This window comes from Mitsuaria sp. BK041 (assembly GCF_014193085.1).
Lineage (GTDB): Bacteria > Pseudomonadota > Gammaproteobacteria > Burkholderiales > Burkholderiaceae_C > Roseateles.
In genome coordinates, this window is record NZ_JACHYT010000001.1 from 21,649 (window position 1) to 36,929 (window position 15,281).

A 15,281-nucleotide genomic window follows, 5' to 3' on the forward strand; every position below is an offset into this window, starting at 1 on the left:
AGGCGGCGTCGTTGGAATGGCGGCGATTCTCGGCACGCCGCGCGGCGCCGGCGCCATCCTGCGACGAAATCGCCCGCGCGATGGACGAGTCGGCAGCGCGAGAACCGTTACGCGCGTTACGCGGCTCTCGAGCGTCGCGCGACCGATGCGCCTATCCCGACACCGCCGATGCCGCCGACATCACCGGCGCCATGGCACTTCAGGCGCGATGGCGCTCGCGACTGTCCGTGGGCGCCTCGTCGCGCGCCTGCATGCCGTAATCCCGCAGCACCGCGGCGACGCGCAGCCGGTAGTCGGCGAACACGCCCGCGCGGCCCTCCGATTGCGCTTGGCGATGCGCCTCCAGACGCCGCCAGGACTGCACCGCCGCCTCGTCGCGCCAGAAGGACAGCGAGAGCAGCTTGCCCGGGTCGGTCAGGCTCTGGAAACGCTCGATGCTGAGGAAACCATCGATCTCCTGCAGCAGGGGCTTGAGCTCGGCGGCGAGCTCGAGGTAGCGGTCGCGACCGTCGGCGCTGGGCGTGACTTCGAAGATGACGGCGATCATGGGAAAAGCTCCTCGTCCTTGAATTGCGGAATGTCCATGTTGGGCAACGCCAGCGGCGCGACGGCGGTCGGCGGACGCAGCCCCGATTGCTCGGCGAGCCACTGCAGCGACGCGAGCGACGTGCCCAGCGCCAGGCCTTGTCCCGGGCAGCGGTGGGCGCCGTCGCCGAAGGGGTGGTCGGTGCCGGCCAGCGGCACAGTCACCGGCGCGGGGGGCTGCTGCCGGACGTCGAAACGCCGGGTCACGCGCACGGCGCCGCCCTCGCGTGCCAGGCGCAGCAGGGCCTCGCGCGTCGGCGCGCCGCCCATCCACGAATCACCGAGCAGCGCATGGCCCAGCAGCGCGGCGCCCGCTTCATGGCTCTGCCAGATGAGGGCGAGCCGATTTGCGGTGAACGCGGCGCGGTCGGTCCAGCGCGAGGGCGCGGCATGCCGGAGCAAGGTCCATTGCAACGGCGCATCGGGCGCGCGGTGCTCGGCGTCGTCGAGCGCGCCCAGCAGCGTCGCCACCGCTTCGCCGCCCGCGCGGACCGCCTCGCCCGTCGCCTGGGCGCCCAGGCCGGCCGCCATCGCGCGCAGTTGCCCGTGCAGTCGACGCTGGGCCGCGAGCTCGTCCATGGGCAGGCCCAGCAGGCTCGCGACCGTCGATGCCGGAACCGCCCAATGCCAGTGGGACCAGCCGCCCCGCGCGGCGATGGCCGCCTGGCGACGGGCATGGGCGCGGACGTCGTCATCGGACAGCGCCAGCAGCGCGCGCGACAGCACCGCCTTCTCCGGCGCGTGGTCCGCGTCGTCGCGCTGCCGCAGCCAGCGCGAGAAGACCTCGGCCAACGGCCCGCCCTGGGCGCGCAGCGGCGGCGGCAGCGGCTCGTCCGGCGGCCGCATCCGCAACGCGGGGTCGAGCAGTGGCGCGAGCGGCGCGTCGATGCTCAGCGCGTCGGCGATCGGGGCATCGGCGTCAACGGCGCCAGCGGCGTCAACGGCCTGGGCATCGGACTCGTGCCGCGCATGGAAGGGACAAGTGGTCATCGCGTGGGCGCCCGGGTGGGCGAGGGGAGGGGAGATGGGGGAATCTTCGCGATGGATCGCCGGGAACGCTTCGCTTAGCATCGAAACATGATTGACGCCCCCACCGCCGACGAGGCACTGGCGCACATCGCCGCCAGCATGGCCGAGCCGGTCCGCGCGCGCATGCTCTGCTGCCTGATGGACGGCCACGCGCGCACCGCCACCGAGCTGGCCGCCGTCGGCGAGGTCGCGGCCTCGACCGCCAGCGCCCACCTGGCCAAGCTGCTCGCGCAGGGGCTGGTCGGCTGCATGGCCCAGGGCAAGCACCGCTACTACCGGCTCGCGGGCGCCGAGGTGGGCCAGGCCCTGGAGGCGATGCTGGTGCTGGCCGGGCTGCCGCGCCCGCGCTTCGAGCCCAGCACCCCGCCCGCGCTGCGCCAGGCGCGGCGCTGCTACGACCACCTGGCCGGCCATTGGGGCGTGCGGCTGCACGACCACGCGCTGCGCCAGCGCTGGATGACGCCCGATCCCGACGAGGCCCGCGGTTACCGCTGCACCGACGAAGGCCTGGACGCGCTGCGCGCGCTGGGCGTCGATGTCGCCGCCGCGACCGGCGCGCGTCGACGGCGCCTGGCCTGCGCCTGCATGGACTGGAGCGAACGCCGGCCGCACCTGGGCGGCGCGCTGGGCGCGGCCTGGCTGCAGGCGATGCTGGCGCAGGACTGGCTCGACCCCGATCCCGACAGCCGCGCGCTGCGCGTCACGCGGCGCGGACAGGCCCGACTCGAACGACTGCTGGAGGACACGACGACATGAGCACCTCGATCCATGTGGGCATCGGCGGATGGAACTTCGAACCCTGGCGCGAGACCTTCTACCCGAAGGACCTGCCGGCGTCGCGCGAGCTGGAATACGCCAGCCGCAAGCTGACCGCCATCGAGGTCAACGGCACCTACTACTCGACCTTCAAGCCGGCCACCTTCGCGAAGTGGCGCGACACCGCGCCCGAGGGTTTCGTGTTCTCGCTCAAGGCCAACCGCTTCGCGACCAACCGGCGGGTGCTGGCCGAGGCCGGCGAATCGGTCATGCGCTTCATCGACAGCGGCGTCGCGGAACTCGGGCCCAAGCTCGGGCCCATCGTCTGGCAGTTCGCGCCGAGCAAGCGATTCGATCCCGTCGACTTCGGCGCCTTCCTGAAGCTGTTGCCGGCGCAGTCCGGTGGCGTGACGCTGCGCCATGCGCTCGACGTGCGTCACGAGAGCTTCCGCAGCGCCGAGTTCCTGGCGATGGCGCGCGACCACGACGCCGCCGTCGTGTTCACCGAGTCGGACGACTACCCGCCCATCCCGGACCTGACGACCGACTTCGTCTACACCCGCGTGATGCGCACCCGGTCCGAGCTGGTGACCGGCGTCACCGAGGAGGAGCTCGACGGCATCGCCGCCAGCGCCTCGCGCTGGGCCTCGGGCGGCCAGCCGGACCGCCTGCCGCTGGTCGAGGCCGACCGCACGCCGCCGCGGCGGCCGCGCGACGTGTTCGTGTTCTTCATCAGCGGCGCCAAGGAACGCGCGCCCGCCGCCGCGATGGCGCTGATCGACCGCCTGACCTGAGCATCTCTTCCGGAGCTTCGTCCGAGCTTCGTCCGGGTGCCACGGCTTGACGCCACCTTGACGGCTCGGGCCCGCGATGTAGGGGGACGGCCGTCGGTCCGGGATCACTACACTCGCTCGTCATGGCGTCCATCCACATCCCCACGCTGATGTTGGCGCTGCTGAGCGGCTTCGCGATGCTCGGCGTGCAGCTGTGGGCGGCGCAGCGCAGCCGGCTGCGCTACCTGGATCTGGCGGTGTGGACCTGGGGCTCGTGGACGCTGCTGGCCGGCTTCGCGATGCTGACGGCCCGGCTGGTGGTGCCGGTGTGGGTGTCGGCGCTGCTGGGCAACGGCCTGATCGCGCTGGGCATCGTGTTCTACAACGAGGCCATCCATCGCCACGTGCTGGGTCGCTCGCTGCCGCGCTGGATGTGGTGGAGCGCCCCGTTGGTGGCCTGGACGCTCACGGCCTGGATGCTGACCTGGCCGCTGGCGCTGCGCACCAGTGCGATCTCGCTGGTCTTCGCGCTGCTGCTGTGTCCGGCCATCCTCGTGCTGCTGGGGCCGGGCTGGCGTGGCGAGTCGTCGCTGCGCGCCGTCGGCCTGACGCTGGTCGCCGCGGCGGCCAGCCTGCTGCTGCGCAGCGTGCATGCGCTGACCAATCCGGAGGAGTACCGCGACCTGATGCAGAGCAGCCTGGGCCAGGGCCTGACCTTCCTGTTCAGCTTCATCTGCCTGATCGGCGCGGGCTTCGGTTTCGTGCTCGCCAACTTCGAGCGCATCGCGCGTCGCATGGAGGAGATGGCCTCCACCGACGGCCTCACTGGCTGCCTGAACCGGATGACGGCGGATGCGCTGCTGCGGCATGAGCTGGAGCGCGGTCGACGCGAAGGCACGCCGCTGGCCTTCGTGCTGCTGGACCTGGACCACTTCAAGGATGTCAACGACTGCCACGGCCACCATGCGGGCGACGACGCGCTGCGCGCCTTCGCGGCGGAGGTGCGCGCCCGGCTGCGCGCGTCGGACGTGGTGGGGCGCTGGGGCGGGGAGGAGTTCGGGCTGATCCTGCCGGCCACCGACGGACCGGGCGCGGCGCGCCTGGTGGAACAGATCCGCGAGGCGGTGGCGACGCTGCGGCTGTGCGACGGCGAGGGCCACGACTTCGCCCTGACCGTCTCCGCCGGCATCGCGGTGGCGGCGCCCGGCGGGCAGTTGACCGCCGACCAGCTGTTCATGCGCGCCGACCGCGCGCTCTATCGCGCCAAGGATGGCGGCCGCAACAACGTGCAGCTGCACGACAGCGGCTGGGAGCTCGGCATGGAGAGCCCGGCGGCCTGAATTTCAGCGGCGCTCGTACTTCCAGTTGCGGCGCTTGCCTTCCGCCATCCACGCGATGGCTTGCGCCAGGCGCTTCTCGCGGGTGCCGGCCTGCTTCGCCTCGACGATCCACTCGATGTATTCGCGCTGCTGGCTGGGTGGGAAGGCCTCGAAGGTCGCTCGCGCCGCCGCGTTGGCCTGGAGCGCCGCGCCCAGGTCGTCCGGCGTCGCCAGTGGTGGCCGGGGCGCGGCGGCCTTGGCGGGCCGGGCCTTCACGCCGTCCTCGATGAGGCGCATCGCGCGCCGCAGGATGGCCTGCTGCTCCGCCGGGGCCGGCAGGTCCTGGAGCGAGGCGACGCGGCCGAGATCGCCCATGGCGCCGTCCTTCGCATGCGCCGCGCCGACGGCGGCCGCCCCGTGCCAGAAGCCGATCGAGCAATGCGCCTTGAAGGCGGCCATGCCGGTCAGGATCCGGTCGCGGTAGGTGAAGTTGGGGAAGCCCCACTTGATCGTCTCGACGACCTCGGGGCAGTGGGCGTGCACGGTCGCGCGCCAGTGCCGCAGGATCTCCTGCGCGAAGGGAGCGGCGCGCTCGATGTAGGCATCGACTCGGGGATCGAGGGTGGGCATGGCGTCGCAGCCTAACGCGTCCACGGGCGGTCGACCATCGTGGTCTATGCTCGGTCCCCATGCGCGCCAAGCCCTCGAACTCCCTTCTCGCCCGCCTGCCGGCGGCCCTGCCGATCTGGACGCTGCTCGCGCCGCTGGCGGCGATCCTCGCGCTGCTGGGGCTGACGGCCGGCGGCAACTCGACGCTGGTGCTGGCGGTGGTCAGCGTCCTGCTGATCGGCGCGGTGCTCGCGGCGGTGCATCACGCGGAGGTGGTCGCGCACCGGGTGGGCGAGCCCTATGGCTCGCTGGTGCTGGCGGTCGCGGTGACCATCATCGAGGTGGCGCTGATCGTGTCGCTGATGCTTGCCGGGGGCGAGTCCACCAACACGCTGGCGCGGGACACGGTGTTCTCCGCGATCATGATCGTCTGCAACGGCGTGCTGGGCCTGTGCATCCTGGTCGGCGGCTGGAAACACCAGGAACTGGCCTTCCGCGTCGAGGGCACGAGCCCGACGTTGGCGGTCCTGGCGGCGCTGTCGGTGCTGACGCTGGTACTGCCGGCCTTCACGACGAGTTCAGCGGGGCCGACCTTCACCACCGCGCAGTTGCTCTTCGCGGGCGGCGTGTCGCTGGTGCTGTACGGCGCCTTCGTGTTCGTGCAGGCGGTGCGGCACCGCGACTACTTCCTGCCGGTGGCCGGCGTCGACGACCAGGACACGCATGCCGAGCCGCCGAGCTGGCGCGTGGCCGGGCTGAGCCTGGCGCTGCTGCTGGTGTGCCTGGTGGGCGTGGTCGGCCTGGCCAAGCTGCTGGCGCCGACGATCGAGCGCGGCGTGCATGCGATCGGCGCGCCGCCGTCGCTGGTGGGCGTGATCGTGGCGATGCTGGTGCTGCTGCCGGAGACGGTCGCGGCGGTGCGCGCGGCGCTGCACAACCGACTTCAGACCAGCTTGAACCTGGCGCTGGGATCGGGCCTGGCGAGCATCGGGCTGACGATCCCGACGGTGGCGGTGCTGTCGCCGCTGTTCCCGCATTCGCTGGTGCTGGGGCTCACGCCGCTGAGCATGGTGCTGCTGTTCCTCACCTTCATCGTCGGCGGCCTCACGCTGGGGGGCGGGCGCGCCACGGTGCTGCAAGGCGCCGTGCACATGGTGGTGTTCGTCGTGTTCCTGTTCCTGGCGGTCGTGCCCTGATCGGGCACGTGCCGCTGCCATCAGAAGGCCGCCATCGGGCGGCCTTCGTGCTTTCTGGCGCGCCGCGCAGCTTCTTGACCAAATCGGTGGCCGGGGACGCCCGGCGGCTTGCTTCGCGTGCGCAGCTCACAACAATACGAAGGTCTTCGTACACCGTGAATCTGATGTGGGTGTGATCGGAAATGAAGATCTTTCATGACGGCGACCATGGCAAAGCGCTTTGCGCGGATTGCGACGACGTGGTCAGGACCACCTACCGGCGACGCGACGTTCCCTTCAGCGACGGCAACGGCATGGCACGGAACATCCTGGTTGGCGTCTGCGATCGATGCGGCGCGACCGTTGCCATTCCGGCGCAGTCGACGCCGGCCATCTCGAAGGCCCGCAAGGCGGCCATGCGACCCATCGAGGCCAGCCTGCCGGCCATCTACCTCGACGTGCTGGACCATGCCGTTCAACGGATCGATGGCCAGGCTTCGACCGACTTCAGAAGGGCGCTGCTGACCTACTTCGTGCACAAGACGGCGATGGATGCCCGAGCCGCAGTGGTGCTTCGCTTGTCGCATCGGAGGGCGATCCAACGCTTTCCCGAAGAGCGTGGCGCTGCCCGCCGCCGCATTTCGATGAAGGTGCCCCAGCGCGTCACGGAGGACTTCCGGAAGCTGGAAGCGTCGTCCGAGCTGAACACGACGGAGCTGCTGAAGTCGGTGGTCTTCCTGATTCACAAGCAGGTCCTCGAGCAGCCAAAACCGCGATTGATCGGAGAGCTGCAAGCCCTCTCGGCCATCTGGGCCTGACGCGCCCCCCTGCCTCCTACGCCGCCAGCCTGAACGCGCTCACCAGCGCGTTCAGCTGCTCCGCCTGCGAGCGCAGGCTGCCGGCCGCGGCGGCGGATTCCTCGACGAGCGCGGCATTCTGCTGCGTCATCTCGTCCAGCCGCTGCACGGCGACGTTGACCTGGCCGATGCCATCCTTCTGCTCGGCGGCCGCCGTGGCGATTTCGCCGACGATGTCAGCCACGCGGCGCACGCCCTGCACGATCTCGCCCATCGTCGTGCCGGCGTCCTGCACCAGCCGCGTGCCGGCGTCCACGCGTGAGACGCTCTCGCCGATCAACGCCTTGATCTCCTTGGCCGCGCCCGCCGAGCGCTGCGCCAGTGCCCGCACCTCGCCGGCCACCACCGCGAAGCCGCGTCCCTGCTCGCCGGCCCGCGCCGCCTCGACGGCCGCGTTCAAAGCCAGGATGTTGGTCTGGAAGGCGATGCCGTCGATGACGCCGATGATGTCGTTGATGCGCCGCGAGCTCGACTCGATCTGCTGCATCACCTCGACCACCTCGCTCACCACGTCGCCGCCCTTGGAGGCCGATTCGCGCGTCGCGCTCACCAGCGCGTTGGCCTGCTGGGCCGAGCTCGCCGTGTGCGCCACCGTGCCGGTCAGCTCCTCCATCGACGAGGCCGTCTGCTGCAGGTTGGAGGCCGTCGCCTCGGTGCGCGCCGACAGGTCCTGGTTGCCGGTCGCGATCTCCTGCGTCGCGACGTTGATGGTCTCGGTGCCGTCGCGGACCTGCCGCACCATGCGCCGCAGCGCGTCCTGCATCGCGCTCAGCTCGCGCAGCAGCACGCCGATCTCGTCGCTGCGATCGACGACGATGTCCTGGCTCAGGTCGCCGCTGGCGATGGTCTGCGCCACCGCGCCGGCGCGCACCATCGGCGCCCGCACCGACTGCGTGATCCGCCACGCGATGAAGACGCCCAGCACCACCGCCAGGCCGGTCAGCGCCAGCATCAGCGTCGCCGCCTGCGAGGCCTGCTCGCGCTGGCGCGCGGCGTAGGCGTCGGTGTCCTCGGAGATCAGCGCCACGAGCTTCTCGACCGACGCGAGGTAACTGGTCGCCGCCGGGATCAGGGTCTGGTCGACCTGCCGGCCGCCCACCGCCGGGTCGGCCTTGATCGCGGCCATCACGCCCTTGCGGATGTCGACGTAGCGCTGGCGCTCGGCGGCGATGACCGGCAGCTGCGCCTTCTGCTCCGGGTCGTCGATGGCCTTCTCCAGGTCGGCCTGGAGCTGGTTGATGCGCTCGGTGGTGCGCGTCATCTCGCCGGAGAGGAATGCGGTCAGCCCGTCGTGACCGCCGGACTTGGCCATCGCCATCACGCGGTTGAGGTTGAGCTCGGTCGCGGCGCGCCAGTTCGTGGCCATCAGCCGGCGCTGCTCGAGCACGTGCAGGCCATCGCTCAGGCGCACCATCTCGCGCAGCTTCATCACGCCCACGCCGGTCATCAGGGCCGCCATCGCGAGCACCGCCGCGAAGCCGACCTGGAGCAGGGTGGTGATCTTCATCCGGTTCAGCGTCTGCAGCATGGCGGACTCCCGTCGACGTGGGTGCGATCGATTATGGGAGTGCCCCCTGGACACGGCAAGGCAGGGAAGGCCCGGGCCCCTCGGGTCGGGGGCTGTGCGGCAGGGGCCGGGTCATGCGCCCGGCCGGGCTCACATGCTGCGCCGATATTGCCCGCCGACCTCGAACAGCGCCGCCGTGATCTGCCCCAGCGAGCAGACCCGCACCGCGTCCATCAGCACCTCGAAGACGTTGCCGTTGTCGATCACCGCCTGCTGCAGCCGCTTGAGCATCGCCGGCGACTCGGCCGCGTGGCGCGCATGGAACTCGCCCAGGCGCGTCAGCTGGCTTTGCTTCTCGTCCTCGGTCGAGCGCGCCAGCTCGATGTGCTCCGGCACCGGGTCGCCATGCGGGTTGCGGAAGGTGTTGACGCCGATGATCGGGTACTCGCCGGTGTGCTTGAGCATCTCGTAGTGCAGCGACTCCTCCTGGATCTTGCTGCGCTGGTAGCCCGTCTCCATCGCGCCCAGCACGCCGCCGCGCTCGGCGATGCGCTCGAACTCGGTCAGCACCGCCTCCTCGACCAGCTCCGTCAGCTCGTCGATGATGAAGGCGCCCTGGCTCGGGTTCTCGTTCCTGGCCAGGCCCCACTCGCGGTTGATGATCAGCTGGATCGCCATCGCGCGGCGCACCGATTCCTCGGTCGGCGTGGTGATCGCCTCGTCGTAGGCGTTGGTGTGCAGCGAGTTGCAGTTGTCGTAGATCGCGATCAGCGCCTGCAGCGTGGTGCGGATGTCGTTGAACGCGATCTCCTGCGCATGCAGCGAGCGGCCCGAGGTCTGGATGTGGTACTTCAGCTTCTGGCTGCGCTCGTTGGCGCCGTACTTGTCGCGCATCGCCACCGCCCAGATGCGGCGCGCGACGCGGCCCAGCACGGTGTACTCCGGGTCCATGCCGTTGCTGAAGAAGAAGCTCAGGTTGGGCGCGAAGTCGTCGATGTGCATGCCGCGCGCCAGATACGCCTCCACGAAGGTGAAGCCGTTGGACAGCGTGAACGCGAGCTGCGAGATCGGGTTCGCGCCCGCCTCGGCGATGTGGTACCCGCTGATCGACACCGAATAGAAGTTGCGCACGTCATGGTTGACGAAGTACTGCGCGATGTCGCCCATCACCTTGAGCGAGAACTCGGTCGAGAAGATGCAGGTGTTCTGGCCCTGGTCCTCCTTGAGGATGTCGGCCTGCACCGTGCCGCGGACGTTGGCCAGCACCCAGGCGCGGATCTTGGCGGCCTCGTCGGCGGTGGGCTCGCGGCCGTTGTCGGCCTTGAACTTCGCCAGCTGCTGGTCGATGGCGGTGTTCATGAACATCGCCAGGATCGACGGCGCCGGGCCGTTGATCGTCATCGACACCGAGGTCGTCGGGTTGCACAGGTCGAAGCCGTCGTACAGGACCTTCATGTCGTCCAGCGTCGCGATGCTGACGCCGGAGTTGCCGACCTTGCCGTAGATGTCGGGCCGCGGCGCGGGATCGGCGCCGTAGAGCGTGACCGAGTCGAAAGCCGTCGACAGCCGCTTGGCCGGCATCCCTTCGGACACCAGCTTGAAGCGGCGGTTGGTGCGGAAGGCGTCGCCCTCGCCGGCGAACATGCGGGTCGGGTCCTCGCCCTCGCGCTTGAACGCGAAGACGCCGGCCGTGTACGGGAAGCTGCCCGGCACGTTCTCCAGCATCAGCCACTTCAGCAGCTCGCCCTGGTCCTCGTACGGCGGCAGCGCGACCTTGCGGATCTTGGTGCCGGACAGCGAGGTCGACACCAGCGCGGTGCGGATCTCCTTGTCGCGGATCTTCACGACGTACTCGTCGCCGGCGTAGGCCTTCTGCATGTCGGGCCACTGCGCCAGCAGCTGGCGCGCGTCGGCGTCGAGCCGGGCCTGGCGCGAGGCGGCCAGCGCCTGGAGCGCGGCGACGTCCGCGGACGCATCGGACTGGCCCAGCATCGCGGCGCTGGCGCTGAGCTGCTGGATCTCGCGGGCCAGCCGCGCCTGCGCGCGGGCGCGCTTCTTGTAGGCGCGGACGGTGTCGCCGATCTCGGCCAGATAACGCGCGCGCGCCGGCGGCACGATCGGTGTCTGGTGGGTGCTGAAGCGCGTCGCGGCGACCGGCAGGCGGCCCACGCCGTCCTGCAGGCTCAGGCCCAGCTCCGCCAGACGCGGCTTCAGCGCCTGGTACAGCGCGGTGACGCCGTCGTCGTTGAAGCGGCTGGCCATCGTGCCGAAGACCGGCATGTCCTCGGCCTTCCTGCCCCAGGCCTCCTTGTTGCGCTGCACCTGCTTGGCGACGTCGCGCCAGGCGTCGGCCGCGCCCTTGCGGTCGAACTTGTTGATCGCCACGAACTCCGCGAAGTCCAGCATGTCGATCTTCTCGAGCTGGCTGGCGGCGCCGAACTCCGGCGTCATCACGTACATCGGCACGTCCACGTGCGGCACGATCGCCGCGTCCCCCTGGCCGATGCCGGAGGTCTCGACGATGACGAGATCGAAGCCCGCGACTTTGGCCGCGGCGATCACGTCGGGCAGCGCCTGGGAGATCTCGGAACCGAAGTCGCGCGTCGCCAGCGAGCGCATGTACACGCGCTGGCCCGCGGCCCAGGGCGCGATGGCGTTCATGCGGATGCGGTCGCCGAGCAGCGCGCCGCCGCTCTTGCGGCGCGACGGGTCGATCGAGATCACCGCGATGCGCAGCGCGTCGTCCTGGTCCAGGCGCAGGCGGCGGATGAGTTCGTCGGTCAGCGAGGACTTGCCGGCGCCGCCCGTGCCGGTGATGCCGAGCACCGGCGTGCGCAGCTCACGCGCCGCGCCACGCAGCGACTGGGTGAAGGCGGCGTCGGCGCGGCCGTTCTCCAGCGCGGTGACCGCCTGCGCGAGCGCGCGCCAGGCGGCTTCCGAATGGCCCTGCAGCGCGGCGATGGCCGTGGGCGCGGCGGCGCTGAGGTCCTGGTCGCAGCGCATGACCATCTCGCCGATCATGCCCTGCAGGCCCATGCGCTGGCCGTCCTCGGGGCTGAAGATGCGCACGCCCTGGTCGGCCAGGTCGCGGATCTCGGCCGGCACGATCACGCCGCCGCCGCCGCCGAAGACCTGGATCCTGTCGCCGCCGCGCTGGCGCAGCAGCTCGACCATGTACTTGAAGTATTCGACGTGGCCGCCCTGGTAGGAGCTGACCGCGATGCCCTGCGCGTCTTCCTGCAGCGCGGCGGTCACGACCTCGTCGACCGAGCGGTTGTGGCCCAGGTGGATGACCTCCGCGCCCATGCTCTGCAGGATGCGCCGCATGATGTTGATCGCCGCGTCATGGCCGTCGAAGAGGCTCGCGGCGGTCACGAAACGGACCTTCTGGGTGGGGCGGTACTCGGCCAGGGCCTTGTACTCGGCGGACATCTCGGTCATGCGTGTGTCTCCGGCTGGGGGGCGCGGTCGCCTGCGGACGGCGAGGGTGGTCCCGCCGCGGCGCCTGTCGTGGGTCGATCCCTTCTGGGGACCGACCATGGGCGCCGATTCTAGGTGCCGGTTGACGTTTACGTAAACGTGAGAAGCCCGCGCTTGTCGAGGCGCGAAGGGCGGGTAATCCCTAGGGCGAGGGGCTAGCCGCGGCGGCGTCGGGCCAGCGTCGCCAGCAGCGCCAGCCCACCGAGGGTCAGCGCACCCATGCCCGGTTCAGGGACCGCGACGACCACGTCGGCGAAGGACTGGGCGTAACTGACGCCGGCGCCGTTCAGCGCGGTGAAGCCGCTGATGGCGTTGCCGTCGGCATCGGTGACCGAGGAGATGCCGTCCCAGTAGAAGCTGTTGGTGAAGGCGGCGTACGACTGCGCGGTGAGGGCGCCGATGACCGTATCCGCGCTGTCATGCAGGAAGGACGAGGACATCGCGGTGCCCTGCCACAGCATCTCGATGGGACGGCCGAACTCGAACTCCAGTTGCAGGTTGTAGATCCCGGTGCCCTCCCGCGAGCCGCCAGCGACGACGCGGTCGTTGACCATCGCCAGATAGTCGTACCCGTACTGCGACACCCAGCCCGGGCCGGGGAAGTCCGCCGCGACCCCCGAGGCACGCATCGTGAGGTTGGCGCTCCAGAAATAGGACATCTCGCGGTCGGGACCGGGGATGGGCTGCCCCGTCGTCGAGTTGGTGGAGGAATGGCTCATGCCGACGTCGCCCTCGAGCACGACGCGGAAGTTCATGACCCCGCGGGTGCCGTCCACGCAGGTGAGGCAGGTGATGACGAAGCTGTCGGCCCCCTCCGCGCTGGCCATCGACTCGGCACGGGTGCCGGGCTGCACGCCGGACACCGAGGTCTGCGTCGTCGCGGTGCGCGATACGAAGGTGAGGTGGCCGAAGGTCGCGGTGGCCGAGGAACGCGCCTCGGCGTTCTGCACGAGGCTGGACGACTGGTCCAGCAGCACGGCGTCGGCGGCCGACCAGATGGACGAGCCGCCGGTCTTCCATTCGCCGATCTGCTCGGCGCTGCGCGCCGCGGTCTGGCTGCTCGCGGTGGCGATGGATTTGAACTCGGCGGCGCCGGCGGCTGCGCTTCCCAGCGACAGCAACGCGACCAGCAGGACCTCGACGGACACTCGATGCGAAATGTGGCGCATGGCGCTCTCCCTGCGGCGGGGGTGCCGCAAGCTGCGACAGTACGGCGATCCGCCGCATCGCGCGGCCCCTCCCAAACAGGACCGCGGGCACGGTGGTTGCGCGGTGGCAGGCGCGGCGATTGCTCCGCGCTGGCGCGTTCCGCCCGGCCCGTGCGCTCGGCATGGAACTTGCGCCGTCTCGGCGGTGAAGCCGCCGCAAGCCCCCGTTGCCAGCCCGGAGCCGTCCGCTCCGGCGGGGCTGCGCGTGCTCGTCATCGATGACGGCGCGCACCGCGCGGACCTGCTGCGCGACGAGCTCGCGCGCCAGGGGCACGAGGTGGTCGGCGTCATCGAGCAGGCGACGCTGATCCACGACTGCGTGCTGCGCCTGCAGCCGGACGTCGTGATCGTCGACGCCGAATCGCCGACGCGCGACACGCTGGAGAACCTCGCCACGCTCTCCGCCAAGATGCCACGCCCGGTGGTCGTCTTTGCCGAGGACGAGGACCGCGGCACCATGCGTCGCGCGATCCAGGCGGGCGTCAGCGCCTATGTCGTCGCGGACCTTCAGGCGCAGCGCCTGGCGCCGGTGTTGCACGTCGCCATCGCGCGCTTCGAGCAGGACCTCGCGCTGCGTACCGAGCTGAGCCACGCGCAGGCGCAACTGGCGTCGCGCAAGCTTGTCGACAAGGCCAAGGGCATCCTGATGCGCGAGCAGGGCCTGCACGAGGACCAGGCCTACCAGCGGCTGCGCAAGCTCGCCATGGACCGCGGCGAGCCGATCGCGCAGGTCGCTCGGCGGGTCATCGATGCGCACGAGCTGCTGCGGGGCTGAACGCACCGCCGCGGCGCATGGGCGCCGCAGGACGGTGCGTGCCAGGCGCCGGTCGTGATCAGTCGCGCCGACGTCGCGCCAGCGCGCCCAGCGCCGCCAGGCCGCCGAGCATCAGCGCCCACGTGCCGGGTTCGGGCACGACGGCGGCCGCCAGCGCGTAGTTGTAGCCATCGGCGCTCAGCGCGGAGATGTTCCCCACCGGGTTGTTGTCCAGGTCGGTGACGTAGACGCCGCCGAAGGTGATGTTGTCGATCTGGTTGGACATCGCGAGTGCCCAGGCGTCGGTCTGGCCGCTCGTGCCGGATTGGACGGCGGCCGTCACCCACGAGTGCAGGTGGAGGCCGAAGGTGATCGGCTCGCCGTAGACGAACTGGAACATCACGGCGCCGTCGTCGCGGATCTCCCAGGCGGAGTGGTTGCCGTTGCTCTGGATGTCGTACAGGGTGTACGAGGATCCGGCCTGGTCCTGGTGCGGTTCGCCCCAGGGCGGGGGCGGGACGCCGGTGCTCGACGCGCCGTTGGAGGTGGAATAGTTCAGCGCCGTCGTCTGGTAGGCGCCTTCGGGCTGGCCGGTCCAGGGACTGAAGCCGCCGGTCGAGATGTACTGGCCGAGGTTGCCGCCCACGGCCAGGCCCGCCCACGCGATGGTGCCATTGACGCAGGTCGGGCAGGTGATGACGAAGGTGTCGGTCAAGGAGATCGAGGAGGTCACTTCGACGTAGGCCGACCGCTCGAACGCGAGGGTGTTCAGGAAGACGCTGGCCGACGCGAAGTTGGACAGGCCGGTCCGGCTGCCCTGGCTCCAGCCCGTGGCGGTGGCCAGCAGCGAACCCGACGAGTTGTCCGTGACCGTCAGGTTCGCCGAGTCCAGCTGTCCCGAGGCGAGCGTGCCGGTGCGGCTGATCGGTCCGGCGACCGGCGTGGCCGCCCCGTCCCGATAGATCGCGGCCTGCTTGGTGCTGGTGATCTCCAGCGCCAGGGCCTGCCCGGACAGGCCGATGGCGAGCACGGCGGCGGCCAGCGGCCGCGCGCTGCGGGGTAGTGGATGCATGGCGGTCTCCCTTGCCGCATCGTTCGCGGCGGCTTCACGGAAGTTAGCCGACGGCCGACGTTCACGCCGCCCCTCGAAACCGCTTCCGCGGGCACGCCGCGTGCGCGGCCTTGGCACGCTTCATGCGTAGTGATCGACAAGCCCTCGCAACGGCGTG

Annotated in this window: 13 protein-coding genes; 6 read left to right on the top strand and 7 right to left on the bottom strand. The window is 70.6% G+C overall.

Annotation, left to right across the window (positions count from 1 at the left end; all coding sequences use genetic code 11):
* Positions 1-199: 199 nt before the first annotated feature.
* Both FHT38_RS00115 and FHT38_RS00120 read right to left on the bottom strand, forming a co-directional pair.
* Positions 200-547 carry an antibiotic biosynthesis monooxygenase gene (locus FHT38_RS00115; RefSeq protein ID WP_183488685.1) on the bottom strand — a complete coding sequence of 116 codons (348 nt, stop codon included), beginning with the start codon at positions 545-547 and terminating at the stop codon, positions 200-202.
* Positions 544-1,575 carry a hypothetical protein gene (locus tag FHT38_RS00120; protein WP_183488687.1) on the bottom strand — a complete coding sequence of 344 codons (1,032 nt, stop codon included), beginning with the start codon at positions 1,573-1,575 and terminating at the stop codon, positions 544-546. Before FHT38_RS00120 ends, FHT38_RS00115 begins: the two co-directional genes overlap by 4 nt.
* A gap of 90 nt (positions 1,576-1,665) precedes the next feature.
* Between FHT38_RS00120 and FHT38_RS00125 the strand changes: the two genes are divergently transcribed.
* From FHT38_RS00125 to FHT38_RS00135, 3 genes are all read left to right on the top strand, one after another.
* Positions 1,666-2,370 carry a helix-turn-helix transcriptional regulator gene (locus FHT38_RS00125; RefSeq protein ID WP_091724877.1) on the top strand — a complete coding sequence of 235 codons (705 nt, stop codon included), beginning with the start codon at positions 1,666-1,668 and terminating at the stop codon, positions 2,368-2,370.
* Entirely contained in the window at positions 2,367-3,164 is a 798-nt protein-coding gene (locus FHT38_RS00130) for a DUF72 domain-containing protein (protein ID WP_091719792.1), read from the top strand. The genes FHT38_RS00125 and FHT38_RS00130 overlap by 4 nt, the downstream gene beginning before the upstream one ends.
* A gap of 122 nt (positions 3,165-3,286) precedes the next feature.
* Positions 3,287-4,483 (top strand): GGDEF domain-containing protein, encoded by a 1,197-nt coding sequence (locus FHT38_RS00135; protein WP_183488688.1) that lies wholly within the window; start codon positions 3,287-3,289, stop codon positions 4,481-4,483.
* 3 nt (positions 4,484-4,486) lie between these two features.
* On the opposite strand, the gene FHT38_RS00140 is transcribed toward FHT38_RS00135, so the two are convergent.
* Positions 4,487-5,092 (bottom strand): YdeI family protein, encoded by a 606-nt coding sequence (locus tag FHT38_RS00140; RefSeq protein WP_183488689.1) that lies wholly within the window; start codon positions 5,090-5,092, stop codon positions 4,487-4,489.
* A 59-nt stretch (positions 5,093-5,151) separates the two neighbouring features.
* Between FHT38_RS00140 and FHT38_RS00145 the strand changes: the two genes are divergently transcribed.
* The gene (locus FHT38_RS00145; RefSeq protein WP_147240114.1) at positions 5,152-6,267 is read left to right on the top strand and encodes a calcium:proton antiporter; all 1,116 of its coding nucleotides are present in this window, start codon (positions 5,152-5,154) and stop codon (positions 6,265-6,267) included.
* Between the two features lie 182 nt (positions 6,268-6,449).
* Positions 6,450-7,064, top strand: coding sequence for a hypothetical protein (locus FHT38_RS00150; RefSeq protein WP_183488690.1), 615 nt, complete (start codon positions 6,450-6,452; stop codon positions 7,062-7,064).
* A gap of 16 nt (positions 7,065-7,080) precedes the next feature.
* Here the strand turns inward: FHT38_RS00150 and FHT38_RS25520 are convergent, their stop codons facing one another.
* From FHT38_RS25520 to FHT38_RS00165, 3 genes are all read right to left on the bottom strand, one after another.
* Positions 7,081-8,631: a methyl-accepting chemotaxis protein gene (locus FHT38_RS25520; protein WP_221213713.1), complete on the bottom strand. Its 1,551-nt coding sequence runs from the start codon at positions 8,629-8,631 to the stop codon at positions 7,081-7,083.
* Positions 8,632-8,760: 129 nt separating this feature from the next.
* Positions 8,761-12,051 carry a fused isobutyryl-CoA mutase/GTPase IcmF gene (gene icmF, locus FHT38_RS00160; RefSeq protein WP_183488691.1) on the bottom strand — a complete coding sequence of 1,097 codons (3,291 nt, stop codon included), beginning with the start codon at positions 12,049-12,051 and terminating at the stop codon, positions 8,761-8,763.
* Between the two features lie 194 nt (positions 12,052-12,245).
* On the bottom strand, positions 12,246-13,259 hold the full coding sequence (locus tag FHT38_RS00165; RefSeq protein WP_183488692.1) for a PEP-CTERM sorting domain-containing protein: 1,014 nt from the start codon (positions 13,257-13,259) through the stop codon (positions 12,246-12,248).
* Between the two features lie 244 nt (positions 13,260-13,503).
* Between FHT38_RS00165 and FHT38_RS00170 the strand changes: the two genes are divergently transcribed.
* Positions 13,504-14,073, top strand: a complete 570-nt coding sequence (locus FHT38_RS00170) for an ANTAR domain-containing protein (protein WP_221213714.1) — start codon at positions 13,504-13,506, stop codon at positions 14,071-14,073.
* Positions 14,074-14,131: 58 nt separating this feature from the next.
* On the opposite strand, the gene FHT38_RS25040 is transcribed toward FHT38_RS00170, so the two are convergent.
* On the bottom strand, positions 14,132-15,124 hold the full coding sequence (locus FHT38_RS25040; RefSeq protein ID WP_221213715.1) for a PEPxxWA-CTERM sorting domain-containing protein: 993 nt from the start codon (positions 15,122-15,124) through the stop codon (positions 14,132-14,134).
* Between the last annotated feature and the right edge of the window lie 157 nt (positions 15,125-15,281).

What these genes read in the sequence shown, in the direction of transcription:
- FHT38_RS00115 (WP_183488685.1), bottom strand. Translation starts at nt 547, where the DNA reads ATGATCGCCGTCATCTTCGAAGTCACGCCCAGCGCCGACGGTCGCGAC.
- FHT38_RS00135 (WP_183488688.1), top strand. Translation starts at nt 3,287, where the DNA reads ATGGCGTCCATCCACATCCCCACGCTGATGTTGGCGCTGCTGAGCGGC.
- FHT38_RS00150 (WP_183488690.1), top strand. Translation starts at nt 6,450, where the DNA reads ATGAAGATCTTTCATGACGGCGACCATGGCAAAGCGCTTTGCGCGGAT.
- FHT38_RS25040 (WP_221213715.1), bottom strand. Translation starts at nt 15,124, where the DNA reads ATGCATCCACTACCCCGCAGCGCGCGGCCGCTGGCCGCCGCCGTGCTC.
- FHT38_RS00145 (WP_147240114.1), top strand. Translation starts at nt 5,152, where the DNA reads ATGCGCGCCAAGCCCTCGAACTCCCTTCTCGCCCGCCTGCCGGCGGCC.
- FHT38_RS00140 (WP_183488689.1), bottom strand. Translation starts at nt 5,092, where the DNA reads ATGCCCACCCTCGATCCCCGAGTCGATGCCTACATCGAGCGCGCCGCT.
- FHT38_RS00120 (WP_183488687.1), bottom strand. Translation starts at nt 1,575, where the DNA reads ATGACCACTTGTCCCTTCCATGCGCGGCACGAGTCCGATGCCCAGGCC.
- FHT38_RS00165 (WP_183488692.1), bottom strand. Translation starts at nt 13,259, where the DNA reads ATGCGCCACATTTCGCATCGAGTGTCCGTCGAGGTCCTGCTGGTCGCG.
- FHT38_RS00130 (WP_091719792.1), top strand. Translation starts at nt 2,367, where the DNA reads ATGAGCACCTCGATCCATGTGGGCATCGGCGGATGGAACTTCGAACCC.
- FHT38_RS25520 (WP_221213713.1), bottom strand. Translation starts at nt 8,631, where the DNA reads ATGCTGCAGACGCTGAACCGGATGAAGATCACCACCCTGCTCCAGGTC.
- icmF (WP_183488691.1), bottom strand. Translation starts at nt 12,051, where the DNA reads ATGACCGAGATGTCCGCCGAGTACAAGGCCCTGGCCGAGTACCGCCCC.